Genomic DNA, 18,857 nt, shown 5'->3' with positions numbered 1-18,857 from the left:
GATGTCTGGCAGATGGGGGCACGACCATGAATTTCAAGGGCGGCCAACGCAAGCACTGCCTCGGCCGGAGCGACTCAGGGTTCGATTAGTTCGAGCAGCACGATCTCGCCCGGAGCCAGATTGTAGGTAGCTTCGCCGGGGCCGCGGATGACCCGCCTGATGATCAGGTTGCCTTCACTATCGAGGCCAGCAAAACGTCCTTGTGCGACACCGCCGCGCTCGGTATGCGCACGCATCAGCAGTTGCTGGTAACGCTCCGGGTTACGCAGCACCTGCTCCATCGAAAAGCGCAAACGCCGATCGAGCGTGCTCTGAGGCACTTTTGCAGCTGCAGCCTCCACGGTGTCGCTCGGGGCGATCGGCTCCGCATCCTGTGTGGCAAGTTGTGGATACTCGTCACCTATGACGTGCCAGCCCTGCTCGCTCTTTTCTAGGCGCAAGATGAAGGTTTGCAGCTCGCCCTTAACCTGCGCTTGGACTTCTACCTCCAGCTCGTCAGCAGGCAGCGTTACTGGGGGCATCGAGTGCAGGGCGACATTACGATTGGCATGTCTGCGCTGTAAGTAATCCTCGATCACGTAGGCCACGGTGTCCCGCGAGTCGTGCCGGCGATCAACATCACCACCGAGATAGCGCAGCCGATCGGTATAGAGCTCGATGACGCCAGTGAGGCTGGTCTCATACTGCGGCGGCAAGACAAGATGGAAATCGCCTCGCAGCTTATTTGGCGCAACGGGTTGCAGGTCCAGATGCAAGGTGTACCCACGATCGAGGCGACGCGTCTCGGGCAATTCCTGATCGTGGCTCAGCCAGGCGATTTCAACCTCAGGCAAGGCTCCAGCGTCATCCTCGGGAAGTACATCCACACGCAGCGCGCCCTCCGAGGGCTGTCGCAGACGGATAGTCACTTCCTGACGGGCAAAAAAACCCTGGCCTTCGCGCAACGTGAGCACACCGTTGATCACCTCGCCTTGTTGCGGTGCAAACCTGCGCCCATTTAGCTTTCCGCGAACGCCCATCGCCAGGTCCGGTTGCACCTGAGTCGGCAGCCAACCCAGGCTGAAAATTGCTTCCAGCCGCTCTGCGTCGCGGCTGGCCAGCAACGACAGACCCACAATGAGAGGAATGACACCCAGACAGGAGAGAATCAGCGCCTTGCGTGCCGTACGCCAATGGCTGAACACGAATGCCAGTGTCAGCGGTGGCAGCAAACTGCCCAGCCCCCATAGCAAGCTGGTGGAAAATGCCTGGCTGATCAGCCAGATCAAACCGGCAAAGATCAGCAGCAAGCCGCCGAGGATCAACAGTGCTTCCATTCGAGTTCCTTAACGCTATCGCACAGGGCCGCCGGCGCGCATCGCTACGCGGCCGCCCGGACGAATGCATCAGGGCTCGTCGATCTTGAAATGGCAGCGGGCAGTAGCGATGGGCTCGGCCTGATGGGTCTGCCAGGCGGTAATCGCCACATTGGCGACCCTACGACCCTGGCGCCAGACCTGACAGGCGGCAAAGGTGTCACGATAGTGACCGGCGCGTAGATAATCTATCGAGAAGTCGATGATTTTGGGCAAATGTGGGGCCCCCATGAACATCAGCAGGTGTAAAAGGGCTGCGTGCTCCATGAAGCCCGCAATCACGCCACCATGAATGGCCGGTAACGGATTGCCGATGTTGTCCTCGTTCTGTGGCAGACGAAACACCATTTCGTCACCGAGGCGCAGGCACTCAATTCCGATCAGTTTGGCATATGGCACCAGCTTGATCAGCGAGTCGTAATCGTTGCTGGCATGGGCTTGTTGGACCAGGTCATTCAGGTTGAGGTCGCTCATACTCCGCCCTCCCTACCAGGACCGCTCTTGCCCATGCGCATGAAGGTACCCACTACGTGAGCGATGGGTTCATTGATGTCGCGCTGATATGCAACGCCGCGAGTGAATATGACAGTCGGCGTGACGCGGTAACACTCGGCGAAGCCAAAGATATCGTGTCCAGCCTCGGCTGGGTGCATGTAATCAATACGCAGATCGAGCGTCGGACAAACTTCAAGTTCCGGCAAGGCGCATGCGGTAGAGATGCCACACGTGGTGTCCATGAGCGTAGTGATCGCGCCGCCATGTACGCCGCCCGTTTCCGGGTTGCCGACTATTTTCTCGCTGTACGGAAGGCGCAATGTGAGCCCCCGGCTATCCGCGTGCTCCACACTCAAACCAAGCACCTGGCAATGCCGCAGGAAAGACAGGAAACGCTGGGTGCGCTCGAGTATCTGGCTATCGCTCATTCGATTTCTCGGGGGACTGAATCAAGCCGGGCATGATACCGCTTTGCCATGTACGCCCCTACTCTTTGGGCGCCTCGACCGGAGAAGTTGGCGTGAATACCATCACCTCAAGCACGTCGGAGTGGAATTCGCGGCGATAGAGAATCAACACCACGCCAGTGGTGACAACCATGAAGAACCAGGGATGCACGAACCAGGACAGCGTCGCCATCCCGAAATAATAAGCACGCAGGCCGAAGTTGAACTGGTTTGCCGCCATGGAGATGACTTGCGCAGCGCGCTCAGCGAAGGCTCTGCGCTCCTGATCACTGACGTTGCGCTCTCCTACCATCGGTGCAGACGCAACCAGTACTGCGGCAAAGTTGTATTGGCGCATGCACCAGCTGAATGTGAAGAACGCGTACACGAAGACGACAGCCAGACACAGCAGTTTGACTTCAGAAAGACCGCGACTGACCGGTTGCGCGAACGGCAGGTCAGCAAGAAGTGAAACCGCCCGGTCAGACGCGCCCAAGGCAGTCAGAATACCGGCGAGAATGATCAGCGTGCTGGACGCAAAGAACGATGCATTTCGCTCCAGATTGCCGATCACGTTAGCGTCGGCAATGCGGTTGTCACGCATCAGCAGGCGCTGCATCCAATCCTGGCGATACAGGTGCAGCACACTCGCCAGACAGGCTGTGTCACGCCCGCGCCAGCTGGCATAGCGGGTGTAGCCGGCCCAGCAGACAACGAACCAGAATACGGCGATCAAATGCGGCAAGGTTGGGTCGGATAACGTCATGGCACGCCCTCGGAAAACTCGCGAGATTATAGCCAGCGCCGTGCTGCCATGACTGTCGCACGACAATAGCGCTGCGCCGAAGATCAATCATCTACCTCGACGCAGCGCAATGGTTCCTCAAGCCTGCCGCTGCATATGCTCGGCGCGACCTAGCAGGCGATCCGTGGCGACGGCCAAGACCAGCATCACCAAAACGGGGACCAGCCAGCCCATGCTCTGATCCGCCAACGGCAATTGCGTGAACAATGTAGGAACCCAATCACTGAAGCCCGCGGCAGCAAGGCCATCGACAACTCCGAAGATCAGCGTAACCGCCATCACCGGCATGAACACCCGCGACGGCGATACCCAGAAGCGATCCAGCAAGCTCAGCGCAACCAGTACGATTGCCAGCGGGTACAGACCAACCAATACCGGCACCGACACGCTGATCAACTGAGTAAGGCCCTGATTGGCGACCAACAGGCTGAACAGCGCAAAAACGATCACGACGGTGCGATACGAAACCGGCAGCAGCCCGCTGAAGAACTCGCCACAGGCGGTCGTCAGACCTACCGCGGTCGTCAAACAGGCCAGCGTGATGACCACTGCCAGCAGCAGACTGCCCGGTGTGCCGAACGTGTGCTGCACATAAGTAGTCAGAATCTGCACGCCGTTCTCGGCACCGGCAGCAATGCCCTGGCTGCTTGCACCGAGGTAGAACAACGCCAGATAAACCAGCGACAACCCGATAGCAGCGATTACGCCGGCAATCATCGAGTAGCGGGTCACCAGGGCTGGTTCGGTTACGCCGCGGTCACGGATTGCCGTGGCGATCACGATCCCGAAGACCAGCGCACCGAGGGTGTCCATAGTCAAATAGCCTTCTAGGAAGCCCTTGATCAATGGAGAAGCGCGATAGCCCTCGGTGGCAACCCCTACCTCGCCCGCGGGTGCGAAGATTGCCGCGCCACCAAGCACCAACAGTGCAGCCAACAACACCGGGGTAATGAACTTGCCGATACGATTGACCAACTGCCCCGGATTCAGTACCAGAAACAACATGGCCGCGAAGAACACCAGCGTGTAGATGAACAGTGGCGTTCCAGAATTGCCACTGAACGGCGCGATGCCCATTTCGAACGAAACGACGGCCGTACGCGGAGTAGCGAATAGCGGGCCGATAGCCAGATAGACTGCGACCGCCAACCCCGTGCCTGCAACTTTGCCAAGCGGTGCGGTGAGGCGATCCATCCCGCCACCAACCCGCGCTAACGCAACCACCGTCAGCAGCGGCAGACCAACACCGGTCAGCAAGAAGCCGAGCGCCGCATGCCATACAAGCTCGCCGGCTGCCATTCCGGCGCTGGGTGGAAAAATGATATTGCCCGCGCCGAGAAACAGCGCAAACGTCATGAAGCCAAGGGCTAGCAGGTCAAAACCTTTCAAACGATTCATGCGGGGAAAACTACCAAATGGATAACGGCATAAATGAATGCGACGCACACGTCAGGAGCACGACGGGTCAGCAGTTCACACGGGCCTGAATGATGGGAATACGGGTTTCCTTCGGGGATAAGGGGAAACGTCATTCAGCCGGTTGGGCCGAATCCTTCGTTGCACGTCATCGATCTTTTGGACCGAACAAACGTATGAATGAGCGGCAATGATGCCACGATGCAGTCATGGATGCCGATTGGAACGTCGGCTTAATCTGCGAAAAGTGTCGCTCTGGATGTTCAGGGCAACTATCACGCGACTAACGATGTAGAGCGCATGCTGCAAGTCGGTTCGTTAACGCTACAAGGGCGTAACGCCAAAGCGCCCCCGCCGACACGGCTGACCGGATCTGCGAGGCCGTCTTGCAACAAGACCAGGTAGGCGCCCACATAACAAGGTGGGCGCCCGAAAAGCCCGGAGGTTACCGGGCCTCTCTCAGGCAGGCTGATTAGGCCTTTGCCTCCCAGCCAGTCACTTCCGCCAAGGCCTTACCGATATCGGCTAGGGAGCGAACGGTCTTCACGCCAGCGTCCTGCAGGGCTGCGAATTTCTCATCCGCAGTGCCTTTTCCGCCAGAAATGATCGCGCCCGCGTGCCCCATCCGCTTGCCCGCCGGGGCGGTAACGCCCGCGATATAGGAAACCACCGGCTTGGTGACGTTGGCCTTGATGAAGGCAGCAGCCTCCTCTTCCGCCGAGCCGCCGATTTCGCCGATCATCACGATGGCCTCGGTCTGCGGGTCGTCCTGGAACAGCTTGAGGATGTCGATGAAGGTCGAACCCGGGATCGGATCGCCACCGATGCCGACGCACGTCGACTGACCGAAACCCGCATCGGTCGTCTGCTTGACGGCCTCATAGGTCAGGGTGCCGGAGCGGGAAACGATACCGACTTTGCCTGGCAGATGAATGTGACCAGGCTGAATCCCAATCTTGCACTCGCCTGGTGTGATCACGCCTGGGCAGTTAGGCCCGATCAGACGCACACCCAGCTCATCACACTTGATTTTCACCTCAAGCATATCCAGCGTCGGGATACCTTCGGTGATGCAGACGATCAGCTTGATACCACCAAAGGCCGCTTCGAGAATGGAGTCCTTGCAGAACGGCGCTGGTACGTAGATTACCGATGCATCGGCACCGGTAGTCTCAACCGCCTCACGGACGGTATTGAATACCGGCAGACCCAGGTGCATGGTGCCACCCTTGCCTGGCGTAACGCCGCCGACCATCTTGGTGCCATAGGCAATGGCCTGCTCGGAGTGGAAGGTGCCCTGCGAGCCTGTGAATCCTTGGCAGATTACCTTGGTGTCCTTGTTGATCAATACGCTCATTACTTGCCCTCCGCGGCTTTGACAACCTGAATGGCCGCATCGGTCAGGCTGCTCGCGCCGATGATGTTCAGACCGCTTTCGCTCAGCATCTTGGCGCCCAGATCGGCGTTGTTGCCTTCCAGACGGACAACCACGGGTACTTTTACGCCCACTTCGCGCACTGCCCCGATGATGCCCTCGGCAATCATGTCGCAACGCACGATGCCGCCGAAGATGTTCACCAGAACAGCGGCAACGTTACTATCGGAAAGAATGATCTTGAACGCTTCGGTCACTCGTTCCTCGGTGGCGCCACCGCCCACATCGAGGAAGTTTGCCGGCGCGCCGCCATGCAGGTTGACGATATCCATCGTGCCCATCGCCAGGCCGGCACCATTGACCATGCAGCCAATATTGCCGTCGAGCGCTACGTAGTTCAGCTCCCACTTAGCCGCGTGGGCCTCGCGCGGGTCATCCTGGGACGGGTCAGCCATGTCGCGAAGCTTGGGCTGGCGGTAGATCGCGTTACTGTCGATATTGATCTTGGCATCCAGGCAGTGCAGGTTGCCGTCGGTCTTGATCACCAGCGGGTTCACCTCCAGCAACGCCAGATCGTAGTCCTGGAACAGCTGGGCAAGGCCGACGAAGATATGGACGAACTGCTTGACCTGATCGCCCTTCAGACCCAGCTGGAATGCCAGCTCGCGCGCCTGGAAGGGCTGAGCCCCCACTAGCGGATCGATGGTGGCCTTGAGGATTTTCTCGGGGGTGTCGTGAGCGACCTTCTCGATGTCCACGCCACCCTCGGTGGAGGCCATGAACACCACTCGCTGACTGGCGCGATCAACGACGGCGCCCAGATAGAGCTCCTTCTCGATATCGGTGCACGCCTCGACGAGAATCTTGCTAACCGGCTGACCATTAGCATCCGTCTGGTATGTGACCAGACGCTTGTCGAGCCACTGCTGGGCAAACGCCCGGGCTTCATCCTTGCTGCGGACCAGCTTGACGCCACCGGCCTTGCCGCGACCACCGGCGTGAACCTGGGCTTTGACGACCCATTGGGTTCCGCCAATCTTGTCGCAGGCTTCCGCTGCCTCTTTCGGGCTGTCTACGGCGTAACCCTTGGAAACGGGCAGACCGTATTCAGCGAACAGTTGTTTACCTTGGTACTCGTGAAGATTCATGCTTTCTACCGTCTGGTTTGGTATTGGCGCATTTACGGCACGACGGATCGCCGTGCCCCCTCACAAGTCGCTGAAAACTATCCGCGAATTCACGATACCTCTCAGCGACCTGCAATCCCTTTCGAATCTGCAGTTTGCAAAAGGCCCGGCGTATCCGCAGATACGTCGGGCCCGGGTACAGCACGATTCCGATTAGCGCTTCTTGCGATTGGCGATGTGAATGGCGTGGCCATTCACTGCCAGAGCCGCTTCATGCAGCGCTTCGGACATCGTCGGGTGCGAGAACACCATCATGCCCAGGTCTTCGGCACTGGTACCGAACTCCATACCGATGGCGCCCTGCTGAACCAACTCGGCTGCGCTTGGGCCCATTACATGCACACCCAGCACGCGGTCGGTCTTGGCATCGGCGATAACCTTGACCAAGCCGGCAGTATCGTTGGCAGCCATGGCGCGACCACTGGCCGCGAACGGGAAGGTACCGACGTTGATCTCAACGCCTTCAGCCTTCAGTGCCTGCTCGGACTTGCCGACCCATGCAATTTCCGGGTGAGTGTAAATGACCGAAGGAATCAGGTCATAGTTCATCTGGCTCTTGTGGCCGGCGATACGCTCGGCAACCATCACGCCCTCTTCCGAGGCCTTGTGGGCCAGCATTGCGCCACGAACCACATCACCGATGGCATAAACGCCCGGCACGCTGGTCGCGCAATAATCATCGACGAAGATGAAACCGCGCTCGTCCATGTCGACGCCGGTATCCGCAGCCAGCAGCTCGGAAGTGACCGGGCGACGACCGACAGCAACGATCAGCTTGTCGAAGGTCATCTGCTGATCGCCTTCAGCGCTGGTGAAGTTGACGGTCACTTGATCGCCCTTCACTTCCGAGCCGGTCAGACGTGCCCCCAGCAGGATCTTCAGGCCCTGCTTGGAAAGAATCTTGAACGCTTCCTTGGAGATCTGCTCATCGGCAGCCGGCAGGAACTTGTCCATGGCTTCGATGACAGTCACTTCAGCGCCCAGACGTGCCCAGACCGAGCCTAGCTCCAGACCGATCACGCCAGCACCGATAACGCCCAGCTTGCCCGGAACGCTTTGGAAATCCAAAGCTCCAGTAGAGTCGACGATCACATTCTGATCGACTGGCGCCGGCGGGATGTTCACCGGGGTGGAACCGGAGGCCAGGATCACGTTCTCGGCAGCCAATGTCTGAACATTGCCGTCCAGACCGGTCACTTCGACCTGCTTGCCAGCGAGCAGCTTGCCGTGACCTTCGAAGACGGTCACACCGTTGGCCTTCAGCAGTGCCGAGACACCGCCGGTAAGGTTCTTAACGATCTGGTCCTTGCGCGCAACCATGGTCGGAACGTCCATAGCCACTTCGCCAGTGCTGATGCCATGGACCTTGAAGCTCTCATGGGCTTCGTGGAACTTGTAGGAGCTGTCCAGCAGCGCCTTGGAAGGAATGCAACCTACGTTGAGGCAGGTGCCGCCAAGCGCGGTCTTACCATCCTTGCCCTGGTACTTTTCGATACACGCGGTCTTCAGACCCAGCTGGGCTGCACGAATGGCGGCTACATAGCCGCCAGGGCCGGCACCGATGACGACGACGTCGAATTTCTGGCTCATTACGAATCCTCTTTAAAAGCAGCTAAAAGCCAAAAGCTGCAGGCAGCACGGCCGGCTTTCGCCTGACCTGCCAGCTGCAGCTTGTGGCGTTTCTATCAGATATCCAGCAGCAGACGGGCCGGGTCTTCCAGCAGGTCCTTCATGGTAACCAGGAAGGTTACTGCTTCCTTGCCGTCGATCAAGCGATGGTCATAGGACAATGCCAGGTACATCATCGGCAGGATGACCACTTGACCGTTAACGGCCATCGGACGTTCCTGAATCTTGTGCATACCGAGGATGGCGGTCTGCGGCGGGTTGACGATCGGAGTCGACAGCAGCGAACCGAATACACCACCGTTGGAAATAGTGAAGGTACCGCCAGTCATTTCCTCGATGGTCAGCTTGCCGGCTTTGGCCTTCTTGCCGTACTCGTTGATACCACCTTCGATTTCGGCGAGGCTCATGTGCTCGGCATTGCGCAGCACAGGGACCACCAGGCCACGGTCGCTGGACACGGCTACGCCGATATCCTGATAACCGTGGTAAACGATGTCATTGCCATCGATGGAAGCATTGACACCTGGCTGGCGCTTGAGCGCTTCGACCGCGGCCTTGACGAAGAAGGACATGAAGCCCAGACGGACACCATTGTGGGTCTTCTCGAACAGATCCTTGTACTTGGCACGCAGCTCCATGATCGGCTTCATGTTGACTTCGTTGAACGTAGTCAGCATGGCCATGGACGATTGGGCTTCGACCAGACGCTCGGCAACCTTGGTGCGCAGGCGAGTCATCGGGACGCGCTTCTCGACGCGATCACCTTCGGCAAAAATCGGTGCAGCGGCAGCCGGTGCGGCAGGCTTGGCCGCAGCAGCCGGAGCGGACTTCTTGGCCTCGATGGCAGCTACCACGTCTTCCTTGGTTACGCGGCCATCTTTACCGGTGCCAGCGATGCTGTTCGGATTGATACCGTTCTCTTCAGCCATCTTGCGAGCAGCCGGAGCCAGAATCGGCTCTTCGCCAGCTGCGCTTGCAGCAGTGGCCGGTGCAGCGGCTTGAGCCGGTGCAGCAGCAGCCTGGGCAGGCGCGGCGGCTGCAGTGGCGCCGGCTTCCAGCTTACCGAGCAGCTCGCCGCTCAGTACGGTGTCGCCTTCGTTCTTGACGATCTCAGTCAGTACGCCATCAGCTTCGGCGAGCACTTCCATGACCACCTTGTCGGTTTCGATGTCGACAATCAGCTCATCGCGCTTAACCGCATCGCCCGGCTGCTTGTGCCAGGTAGCAACGGTGCCGTCGGCAACCGATTCCGGGAATGTAGGGGCTTTGATCTCGATAGCCATTATTCAGGGGTCCTATTGATTCGGTTTCTACATCGAGGCCGCGGATTTCGCGGCCTCTTGCACGAATGGGTTAAACAGTGAAGGCGTCCTGCAGCAGTTTTTCCTGCTGTTCGGCATGCATTGAAGCGTAACCGACCGCCGGCGCCGCTGATGCATCACGACCTGCGTACTGAAGGAACAGTTCCTTCTTGAACGCGGTCGCCACACGACGCATGTGATGCTGGCTGCAATACCAGGCGCCCTGGTTCATCGGCTCTTCCTGACACCAGACGATGTGCTTGAGGTTCTGGTAAGGCGCGAGCGCCTCTGCCAGATCCTCTTCCGGGAACGGATAGAGCTGTTCGATACGCACGATGGCTATATCTTCACGACCCTCGGCACGGCGCTTGTCCAGCAGGTCATAGTAGACCTTGCCGCTACACATGATCACTCGCTCGACCTTCGCCGGATCGACGGAATCGACTTCCGGGATAACGGTCTGGAAGGAACCCTGGGTGAGCTCTTCCAGTGTCGAGGTCGCCAGCTTGTGACGCAACAGCGACTTGGGCGTCAGCGCAACCAGCGGCTTGCGCAGCGGGCGAATCGCCTGGCGACGCAGCATATGGTAGACCTGCGCCGGAGTCGTCGGCACGCAAACCTGAATGTTGTGCTCGGCGCACAGCTGAAGGTAACGCTCCAGGCGAGCGGACGAGTGCTCCGGGCCTTGCCCCTCGTAGCCATGCGGCAACAGCATCGTCAAGCCGCACAGGCGACCCCACTTATGCTCACCGCTGGTGATGAACTGGTCGATCACCACCTGGGCGCCGTTGGCGAAGTCACCGAACTGCGCTTCCCACACGACGAGCGCGTTGGGCATGGTGGTGGCATAGCCGTACTCGAAGGCCAGCACCGCCTCCTCGGAGAGGAAGGAGTCGTACAGATCGAAGCGCGGCTGACCCTCATAGAGGTGCTGCAGCGGGATGTAGGTGTTGCCGTCCTTCTGGTTATGCAGCGCAGCATGGCGATGCGAGAAGGTACCGCGACCTACGTCCTGACCAGAGATACGCACAGGATGGCCTTCGAAGAGCAAGGTGGCGTACGCCATGACTTCTGCGTAGCCCCAGTTGATGGCCAGCGCGCCTGCGCCCATCTTCTGGCGATCTTCGAGAATCTTCGAGACCTGGCGCTGCACAACAAAGCCATCCGGCGTCTGCAGCAGCTTGTTGGACAGGTCCTGCAGCGTTTTCAGATCAAAGCTGGTGTCATGACGGGCAGTCCAGGCATGGCCCAGATAGGGACGCCAGTCGACGAAGAGCTCCTTGTTCGGCTCTTTCACCAGACTCTTGACCACGTGCAGGCCGTTGTCGAGTGCAGTGCGGTACTCATCGATCTTCGCCTGAACGCGCTCGTCGTCAAGCACACTGGTTTGAATCAGAGAATCCGCATACAGCTCACGGGTAGTGCGCTGCTTAGCGATTTTCTGATACATCAGCGGCTGGGTACCACTCGGCTCGTCCGCCTCGTTGTGGCCACGACGGCGGTAGCAGATCAGATCGATTACGATGTCGCGCTTGAACTGCATCCGATAGTCGACGGCAAGCTGGGTGACGAACAGCACCGCCTCGGGATCGTCTGCGTTCACATGGAAGATCGGCGCCTGGATCATCTTCGCCACATCGGTCGCATACTCGGTAGAACGAGCATCTTCCTGCTTGTTGGTAGTGAAGCCGACCTGGTTGTTGACCACGATACGGATGGTGCCACCCGTGCGGTACGCACGAGTCTGCGACATCTGGAAGGTTTCCATCACCACGCCCTGACCGGCGACAGCAGCATCACCGTGGATGGTTACTGGAAGCACCTTGTCGCCAATCGGATCGCAACGACGATCCTGACGGGCACGTACCGAACCCTCGACCACCGGCGAAACGATCTCGAGGTGAGACGGGTTGAACGCCATGGCCAGGTGAATTTCGCCACCCGGAGTCATCACGTTAGAGGAGAAGCCCTGGTGATACTTGACGTCACCCGAACTCAGGCCTTCGACCTTCTTGCCTTCGAACTCGTCGAAAAGGTCGCGCGGATTCTTGCCGAAGGTGTTGACCAGCACGTTCAGACGGCCACGGTGGGCCATGCCGATGACGATTTCCTTGGTGCCGTAGGAGCCGGAACGCTGAATGATCTCGTCGAGCAGCGGAATCAAGCTCTCGCCACCTTCCAGACCAAAACGCTTGGTACCCGGGTACTTGGTGCCCAAGTACTTTTCCAGACCTTCGGCAGCGGTAAGACGCTCGAGCAGGTGGCTCTTGATCTCAGGTGAGAAATCGGGACGACCACGCACGCTTTCCAAGCGCTGGACGAACCAGCTGCGCTGCTCGGAGTCGACGATGTGCATGTACTCAGCGCCAATGGTGCGGCAATAGGTTTCTTGCAGCGCCTTAACGATTTCGCGCAAAGTGGCCTGGCCGTTGACCATGGCCAGGTCAGCCGTACGGAACACAGTGTCGAGATCGGCGTCGGTCAGACCGTAGTTGTTGATCGCCAGATCAGCGGGGATCGCACGCTGCTGCAGACCAAGCGGATCGAGCTGTGCTGCCTGATGGCCGCGCACTCGGTAGGCCTGAATCAGGCGCAGAACTTCGATCTGCTTCTTCTCGTGCTCACTGCTGACGCTACCTGCGGAAACAGGCTGGGCACGACGCTGGTTCTTGGCCAGCAGGACGAAGTGGTCGCGAATCGTCGAATGCGATACATCGGCTGAAGCGCTGCCACCGGAGGGCAACTTCTGGAAATAAGTGCGCCACTCTTCGGGCACAGCGTTGGGATCGTGCAGGTAGAGCTCAAAAAGCTCTTCCACATAGGCAGCGTTACCACCGGATAGGTGGGCACTGTCCCACATGCGCTGCATTACGCTTTCTTGCATGTCTGGTCACCTTCGATAAGGAGACACCACCAGCGTGGAAACCGCAGCATGACTTCCCAAGTTCTGAAGCAGCGACTCAGGTAAAGCCACTACGGACCGCGCAGATAGTTTCCGGGCACAACCCGGATGCTCCTGCTGGTCATCAAATTTTCAGAGTGAAATCCCGGCTTTGTGAGCTGGATTCCTACTAAAACTACGGCGCCGAGCTTCAACTTCGGCGCCGTAGGTGTAACGGGTAAAGCGATCCGGCCGTTCCAGGCTAGCGCATAACCTTTCGCAACCGGGGTGTCATCAAGTACCGCTCTGCAGCAGCATGTTGCGTATGTGACCAATTGCCTTGGTCGGGTTCAACCCTTTCGGACAAACGTCAACGCAGTTCATGATACCGCGGCAGCGGAACACACTGAACGGATCGTCCAAACCGGCAAGACGATTCTCGGTTTCGGTGTCGCGGCTGTCGGCCAGGAAGCGATAGGCCTGCAGCGACGCAGCCGGACCGAGGAACTTGTCCGGATTCCACCAGAAGGACGGGCAACTGGTCGAGCAGCAAGCACACAGAATGCACTCATACAGACCGTCCAGCTTCTCGCGCTCTTCCGGGCTCTGCAGACGTTCGATCGCCGGAGGAGGCGTATCGTTCATCAGATACGGACGCACCTTCTCATACTGCTTGTAGAAGATGCTCATATCGACCGCCAGGTCACGAATTACCGGCAGACCTGGCAACGGACGGACGACAAGCTTGTTGCCCTTGACCACAGCGGACAGCGGAGTGATGCAAGCCAGACCATTCTTGCCGTTGATATTCATCCCATCGGAACCACACACGCCTTCACGGCAGGAGCGACGATAGGAGAAACCCTGATCCTGTTCCTTGATCAGAGCCAAGACGTCGAGAACCATCAGGTCTTTACCATCGGTATTGACCTGAAAATCCTGCATGAACGGCTTTTCGTCCTGATCGGGGTTGTAGCGATAAACACTCACTTGCAACATATCGGCGACCTCAATAAGTCCGAACCTTGGGCTCGAATGCCGGAACGGTCTTCGGAGCGAAGTTCACGGCACGCTTGGTAACGCGCTTGTCACCCGGGAAGTACAGGGTGTGGCACAACCAATTTTCGTCATCACGCTCTTCGAAATCTTCGCGAGCATGCGCACCACGGGATTCCTTGCGGTTTTCCGCAGCAATCGCTGTGGCCTCGGCAACTTCCAGCAGGTTCTGCAGCTCGAGCGCTTCGATGCGCGCGGTGTTGAACGCCTGGCTCTTGTCCGAGATCTTGACGTTGGCGATGCGCTGACGCAGATCCTGCAACTGAGCGATGCCCTTCTGCATGTATTCACCAGTACGGAATACACCGAAGTAGTTTTGCATGCAGCTCTGCAGTTCTTTGCGCAGCGGCGCAACATCTTCACCAGTGGTGCGCTCATTGAGACCGGCAAGGCGGCTCAGGGCGACATCCAGATCGGTTTCGCTAGCGCCACGATGCTCGACACCTTCTTTGAGCGCCTTCTCCAGGTGCAGACCGGCAGCACGGCCGAACACGACCAGGTCGAGCAACGAATTACCGCCCAGGCGGTTGGCACCATGCACGGATACGCAAGCCACCTCGCCTACGGCGAACAGACCGTCGATGATTGTGTCGTTGCCGTTGGCATCCTGAGTGATGGCCTGACCATGGATGTTGGTGGCAATGCCGCCCATCATGTAATGGCAGGTCGGCACTACAGGGACCGGTGCGACGACCGGGTCGACGTGCGCAAAAGTCTTCGACAGCTCACAGATACCCGGCAGGCGGCTGTGCAGCACTTCCTCACCAAGGTGATCCAGCTTCAGCATCACGTGATCGCCATCCGGACCACAACCGTTACCGGCCAGGATCTCTTTGACCATCGAACGTGCAACGACGTCACGACCCGCCAGATCCTTCGCATTAGGAGCATAACGCTCCATGAAACGCTCGCCGTGCTTGTTGATCAGGTAACCACCTTCACCACGGCAACCTTCGGTTACCAGAACGCCAGCGCCGGCAATACCAGTCGGGTGGAACTGCCACATTTCGATATCTTGGACCGGCACACCAGCACGCAACGCCATGCCAACACCATCGCCGGTGTTGATCAGCGCGTTAGTAGTGGACGCATAGATGCGACCGGCACCGCCAGTAGCGAGAACGGTAGCCTTGGAGCGGATGTAGACGGTTTCACCGGTTTCGATGCAAATGGCAATTACGCCAACAACTGCACCATCCTGATTCTTCACCAGATCAACCGCGTACCACTCGTTGAGGAATACGGTGTTGTTCTTCAGGTTGCCTTGATAAAGGGTATGCAGCAGAGCATGACCGGTGCGGTCTGCCGCGGCACAGGTACGAGCTGCCTGACCACCCTTGCCAAAGTCCTTGGACTGGCCGCCGAACGGACGCTGATAGATGCGACCCTGCTCAGTACGGGAGAACGGCAAGCCCATGTGCTCAAGCTCGAACACCGCTTCCGGACCTACGGAACACATGTACTCGATAGCATCTTGGTCACCGATGTAATCGGAGCCCTTGACGGTATCGTACATATGCCAGCGCCAATCATCGTTCGGGTCAGCCGAAGCGATTGCGCAAGTGATGCCACCCTGAGCGGAAACGGTATGCGAACGAGTCGGGAAGACCTTGGTGACTACTGCGGTCTTGTGGCCACCCTGAGCCAGCTGCAGCGCAGCACGCATGCCGGCACCACCGCCACCAACAATGATGGCATCGAAGGAAAGCGTACGAATATTAGCCATGAATCAGATACCCCAAAGAATCTGCACGCCCCAGACGAAGAAGATGAACATGGCAATGCCACACACCGTCTGGAACAGAAAACGAACGCCGGTAGCCCACTTACCGATCGCCATGTTGGTCAGGTAGTCGGTGGAAATCGTCCACATGCCTACCCACGCGTGCACACTCAAGGCGACCAGAGCCAACAGGCTGAAGATACGCATCCAGTTAGCCGAGAACAGCTCGTGCCACTGGGCGTACTCCAGACCCGGGTTCGCAATCAGGTACCCAAGCAGGAACAGAAAATAAGCCGCAAGAACTACCGCAGAAACGCGCTGCGCCATCCAGTCATACAGACCCGAGCGCGAAAAGTTGGTGACATTAGTTACCATATCCACACCCCCGCCAGAACGATCAGCACCACCGAAACGGCGATTACGATTTTCGCGCCCAGCTTGCCGCCTTCCAGCGTCTCGCCATGGCCAGTGTCCATGATCAGGTGACGAGCGCCCGCCACCAGGTGATACAGCAGTGCGGACAGCAACGCCCAGCTCACCAGCTTAGCCAGGGGACTGCTCAAATAAGCACGAACATCCTCGAAACCTTCTGGCGAAGACAGCGAGGTATCGAGCGCGAGCAGCAACAAGGCGATACCGACGAACAGGATGACACCGGATACACGGTGGAGAATCGACGTGTAAGCGGTGATGGGAAGTTTTATTGTCCTAAGATCTAGGTTTACAGGTCGTTGGCTTTTCACGGCTTTTTTTCACACTTGAGAGCCCCAAAACACAGGGCAAAGTTGTTGGGAAGAGCACTCAGCAGTACCCGCTACCCACGAGTGACAACCTACAGAATACTGCCTGCAAGGCCCCTGCCGGTCGGTTTCCGAGTATAAACAGTTAGGTTACTAATGACAATGTGGTGAAGTGCCACTAAAGGCTGATAGCAGCCCCTATATAAATGCCGTAAACAGTGCACCCAAGCTGTACGCATCCCCCCTGCAGAGCCCTCTACGGCATGGGTTCGCGCAAATTGACTTTGCGATTTATCACACTATAGTGATGCGGGCCCTGCGTGGGGGGCCATGATGATTCCAAGCACAAAACAGGAGGCCATACATGGCTGACAAGAAAGCGCAGTTGATCATCGAGGGCGCTGCCCCCGTCGAACTGCCCGTTTTAACCGGTACCGTAGGGCCTGATGTAATAGACGTACGAAGCCTGACCTCCACGGGTCACTTCACCTTCGATCCCGGCTTCATGTCGACCGCCTCTTGCGAGTCCAAGATCACCTACATCGATGGCGACAAGGGCATCCTGCTGCATCGTGGCTACCCAATCGAGCAACTGGCGGAAAAATCCGACTACCTCGAAACCTGCTACCTGCTGCTGAACGGCGAATTGCCGACCACCGAGCAGAAAGCCAAGTTCGTCGACACCATCAAGAACCACACCATCGTTCACGAGCAGCTGAAGTCGTTCCTTCACGGTTTCCGTCGCGACGCTCACCCGATGGCTGTGATGTGCGGCATCGTCGGCGCCCTGTCCGCCTTCTACCATGACTCGCTGGACATCAATAACCCCCAGCATCGTGAAATTTCCGCACACCGCCTGGTCGCGAAGATGCCGACCATCGCGGCCATGGTCTACAAGTATTCGATGGGCCAGCCGTTGATGTATCCGCGCAACGACCTGAACTACTCGGAAAACTTCCTGCACATGATGTTCAACACACCGGCCGAGATCAAACCGATCAGCCCGGTGCTGGCCAAGGCAATGGATCGCATCTTCATCCTGCACGCCGACCATGAGCAGAACGCCTCCACCTCTACCGTCCGCCTGGCAGGCTCCACCGGCGCCAACCCGTTCGCTTGTATCGCAGCCGGCATCGCTGCACTGTGGGGGCCGGCACACGGCGGCGCGAACGAAGCCGTGCTGACCATGCTGGACGAGATCGGCGACGTCTCGAATGTCGAGAAATTCCTGGCCAAGGCCAAGGACAAGAACGATCCGTTCAAGCTCATGGGCTTCGGTCACCGCGTCTACAAAAACTTCGATCCGCGCGCCAAGGTGATGAAGCAGACTTGCGACGAAGTGCTCGGCGAGCTGGGTATCAATGACCCACAGCTGGAGCTGGCAATGAAGCTGGAAGAGATCGCACTGAATGATCCCTACTTCGCTGAGCGCAACCTGTACCCGAACGTCGACTTCTACTCCGGCATCATCCTCAAGGCGATCGGTATTCCGACCAGCATGTTCACCGTGATCTTCGCCCTGGCGCGGACGGTTGGCTGGATTTCGCACTGGAAGGAAATGATAGCCTCAGGCCAGAAAATTGGCCGTCCGCGTCAGCTGTACACCGGCCATCCGCAGCGCGACCTGCCACGCTGAGCTTTAGCTGAAACGAAGAAGGCTGCCCAAGAGGCAGCCTTTTTTTTATGTCTAACGCCACGACCTGAATAAACCCTCCGAAACCTCGACCAGGATAGCGCCGTGGCAGCGTCGAGCGTCCAAGACCGCCACTTGGCAATAAACCGTTTTGCTGCGCTACCGGCTCCATGTTGCTGGCCGACCTCGGGACGAAGCTTGTCCCAGGTGAACAACATTCCATTCGCCAACCACAGTTTGCGTAAGATCAGCCAAACCCAACAACGATTACTGAGTGGGTGAAAGTTGTCGAAAATGCGGTCGGTACAGCGCAGCGGAACTACCTACCGTCCAATACGCCACGCCACGACCCAGAGAGCGCCATCAGGCTGCATCGCATCGACTCAGGTTTGCCGCCAAAAAAAACCATGTGCATCTATGACTGCTACCGCCGTCCGGCCGTGCCTACACGCCAATCCCGACATCACGCGGTCGCTTGCTCCAACCACCCGAGCAATCGAATCGCATCCTGCCGGCTATCACCACAGACCAAGTGATCCGCCTCGAACGCGGTACAGACAGCGGGCCGCGAGGGTTGGCCAAACAATCCGCATAGATTGCGTTCCGAAAGATGCAAGCAACGCTCACCCGCCGGCTTGCCATAAGGCATGCCTGGAATCGGCGAGCTGATCGAAGGGGCAATACAACAGGCACCGCAACCGGGACGGCAACTCATTTCCAATCGTCCGAAATGAAAAACGGGGCGGCGATAATAATGAGTGTTCGCGCAAAAGGCACTAGCGCCAACGGGCGCCTTTCGGGCACTTGCGAGGCAG

The 18,857-nt window shown here is 58.3% G+C and carries 16 protein-coding genes; 1 reads left to right on the top strand and 15 read right to left on the bottom strand.

Going from position 1 to position 18,857, the window contains the following annotated elements; genetic code table 11:
- Positions 1-74: 74 nt before the first annotated feature.
- The 14 genes from AAEZ08_RS00320 to sdhC form a co-directional block, all read right to left on the bottom strand.
- Positions 75-1,316, bottom strand: a complete 1,242-nt coding sequence (locus AAEZ08_RS00320) for an MFS transporter (RefSeq protein ID WP_500123504.1) — start codon at positions 1,314-1,316, stop codon at positions 75-77.
- Positions 1,317-1,385: 69 nt separating this feature from the next.
- Positions 1,386-1,829: a PaaI family thioesterase gene (locus tag AAEZ08_RS00315; protein ID WP_058065963.1), complete on the bottom strand. Its 444-nt coding sequence runs from the start codon at positions 1,827-1,829 to the stop codon at positions 1,386-1,388.
- The gene (locus AAEZ08_RS00310; protein ID WP_058065962.1) at positions 1,826-2,278 is read right to left on the bottom strand and encodes a PaaI family thioesterase; all 453 of its coding nucleotides are present in this window, start codon (positions 2,276-2,278) and stop codon (positions 1,826-1,828) included. Before AAEZ08_RS00310 ends, AAEZ08_RS00315 begins: the two co-directional genes overlap by 4 nt.
- 58 nt (positions 2,279-2,336) lie before the next feature.
- On the bottom strand, positions 2,337-3,062 hold the full coding sequence (locus tag AAEZ08_RS00305; protein WP_003285433.1) for a DUF599 domain-containing protein: 726 nt from the start codon (positions 3,060-3,062) through the stop codon (positions 2,337-2,339).
- A gap of 117 nt (positions 3,063-3,179) precedes the next feature.
- A complete protein-coding gene (brnQ, locus tag AAEZ08_RS00300; protein ID WP_003285435.1) occupies positions 3,180-4,499 on the bottom strand; it encodes a branched-chain amino acid transport system II carrier protein in 1,320 nt (439 codons plus the stop codon).
- Positions 4,500-4,989: 490 nt separating this feature from the next.
- Positions 4,990-5,874 carry a succinate--CoA ligase subunit alpha gene (gene sucD / locus AAEZ08_RS00295; protein WP_003285436.1) on the bottom strand — a complete coding sequence of 295 codons (885 nt, stop codon included), beginning with the start codon at positions 5,872-5,874 and terminating at the stop codon, positions 4,990-4,992.
- A complete protein-coding gene (gene sucC / locus AAEZ08_RS00290; RefSeq protein WP_003285437.1) occupies positions 5,874-7,040 on the bottom strand; it encodes an ADP-forming succinate--CoA ligase subunit beta in 1,167 nt (388 codons plus the stop codon). Before sucC ends, sucD begins: the two co-directional genes overlap by 1 nt.
- Positions 7,041-7,232: 192 nt before the next feature.
- Positions 7,233-8,669, bottom strand: a complete 1,437-nt coding sequence (gene lpdA, locus AAEZ08_RS00285; RefSeq protein WP_058065961.1) for a dihydrolipoyl dehydrogenase — start codon at positions 8,667-8,669, stop codon at positions 7,233-7,235.
- A 95-nt stretch (positions 8,670-8,764) separates the two neighbouring features.
- Positions 8,765-9,991 (bottom strand): 2-oxoglutarate dehydrogenase complex dihydrolipoyllysine-residue succinyltransferase, encoded by a 1,227-nt coding sequence (gene odhB / locus AAEZ08_RS00280; RefSeq protein WP_181066523.1) that lies wholly within the window; start codon positions 9,989-9,991, stop codon positions 8,765-8,767.
- Positions 9,992-10,061: 70 nt separating this feature from the next.
- A complete protein-coding gene (locus AAEZ08_RS00275; RefSeq protein ID WP_058065959.1) occupies positions 10,062-12,893 on the bottom strand; it encodes a 2-oxoglutarate dehydrogenase E1 component in 2,832 nt (943 codons plus the stop codon).
- A 291-nt stretch (positions 12,894-13,184) separates the two neighbouring features.
- The gene (locus tag AAEZ08_RS00270) at positions 13,185-13,889 is read right to left on the bottom strand and encodes a succinate dehydrogenase iron-sulfur subunit (RefSeq protein WP_003285442.1); all 705 of its coding nucleotides are present in this window, start codon (positions 13,887-13,889) and stop codon (positions 13,185-13,187) included.
- A gap of 10 nt (positions 13,890-13,899) precedes the next feature.
- Positions 13,900-15,672, bottom strand: a complete 1,773-nt coding sequence (sdhA, locus tag AAEZ08_RS00265; protein ID WP_058065957.1) for a succinate dehydrogenase flavoprotein subunit — start codon at positions 15,670-15,672, stop codon at positions 13,900-13,902.
- Positions 15,673-15,675: 3 nt separating this feature from the next.
- Entirely contained in the window at positions 15,676-16,044 is a 369-nt protein-coding gene (sdhD, locus tag AAEZ08_RS00260; protein ID WP_003285444.1) for a succinate dehydrogenase, hydrophobic membrane anchor protein, read from the bottom strand.
- Entirely contained in the window at positions 16,038-16,412 is a 375-nt protein-coding gene (sdhC, locus tag AAEZ08_RS00255; protein ID WP_058065956.1) for a succinate dehydrogenase, cytochrome b556 subunit, read from the bottom strand. The genes sdhD and sdhC overlap by 7 nt, the downstream gene beginning before the upstream one ends.
- 361 nt (positions 16,413-16,773) lie before the next feature.
- On the opposite strand from sdhC, the gene gltA reads away from it, so the two are divergent.
- Entirely contained in the window at positions 16,774-18,045 is a 1,272-nt protein-coding gene (gene gltA, locus AAEZ08_RS00250) for a citrate synthase (RefSeq protein ID WP_090519742.1), read from the top strand.
- A gap of 460 nt (positions 18,046-18,505) precedes the next feature.
- Here gltA and AAEZ08_RS00245 read toward each other — a convergent pair whose 3' ends face one another.
- Positions 18,506-18,757, bottom strand: coding sequence for a YkgJ family cysteine cluster protein (locus AAEZ08_RS00245; protein ID WP_500123503.1), 252 nt, complete (start codon positions 18,755-18,757; stop codon positions 18,506-18,508).
- Positions 18,758-18,857 lie beyond the last annotated feature (100 nt).

The organism is Pseudomonas sp. E45-MNA-CIBAN-0222 (assembly GCF_040310405.1).
GTDB classification, from domain to species: Bacteria; Pseudomonadota; Gammaproteobacteria; order Pseudomonadales; family Pseudomonadaceae; genus Stutzerimonas; species Stutzerimonas stutzeri_AC.
The sequence above is the reverse complement of the archived record's forward strand: the minus strand, read 5'-3'. Positions and strand labels throughout refer to the sequence as shown.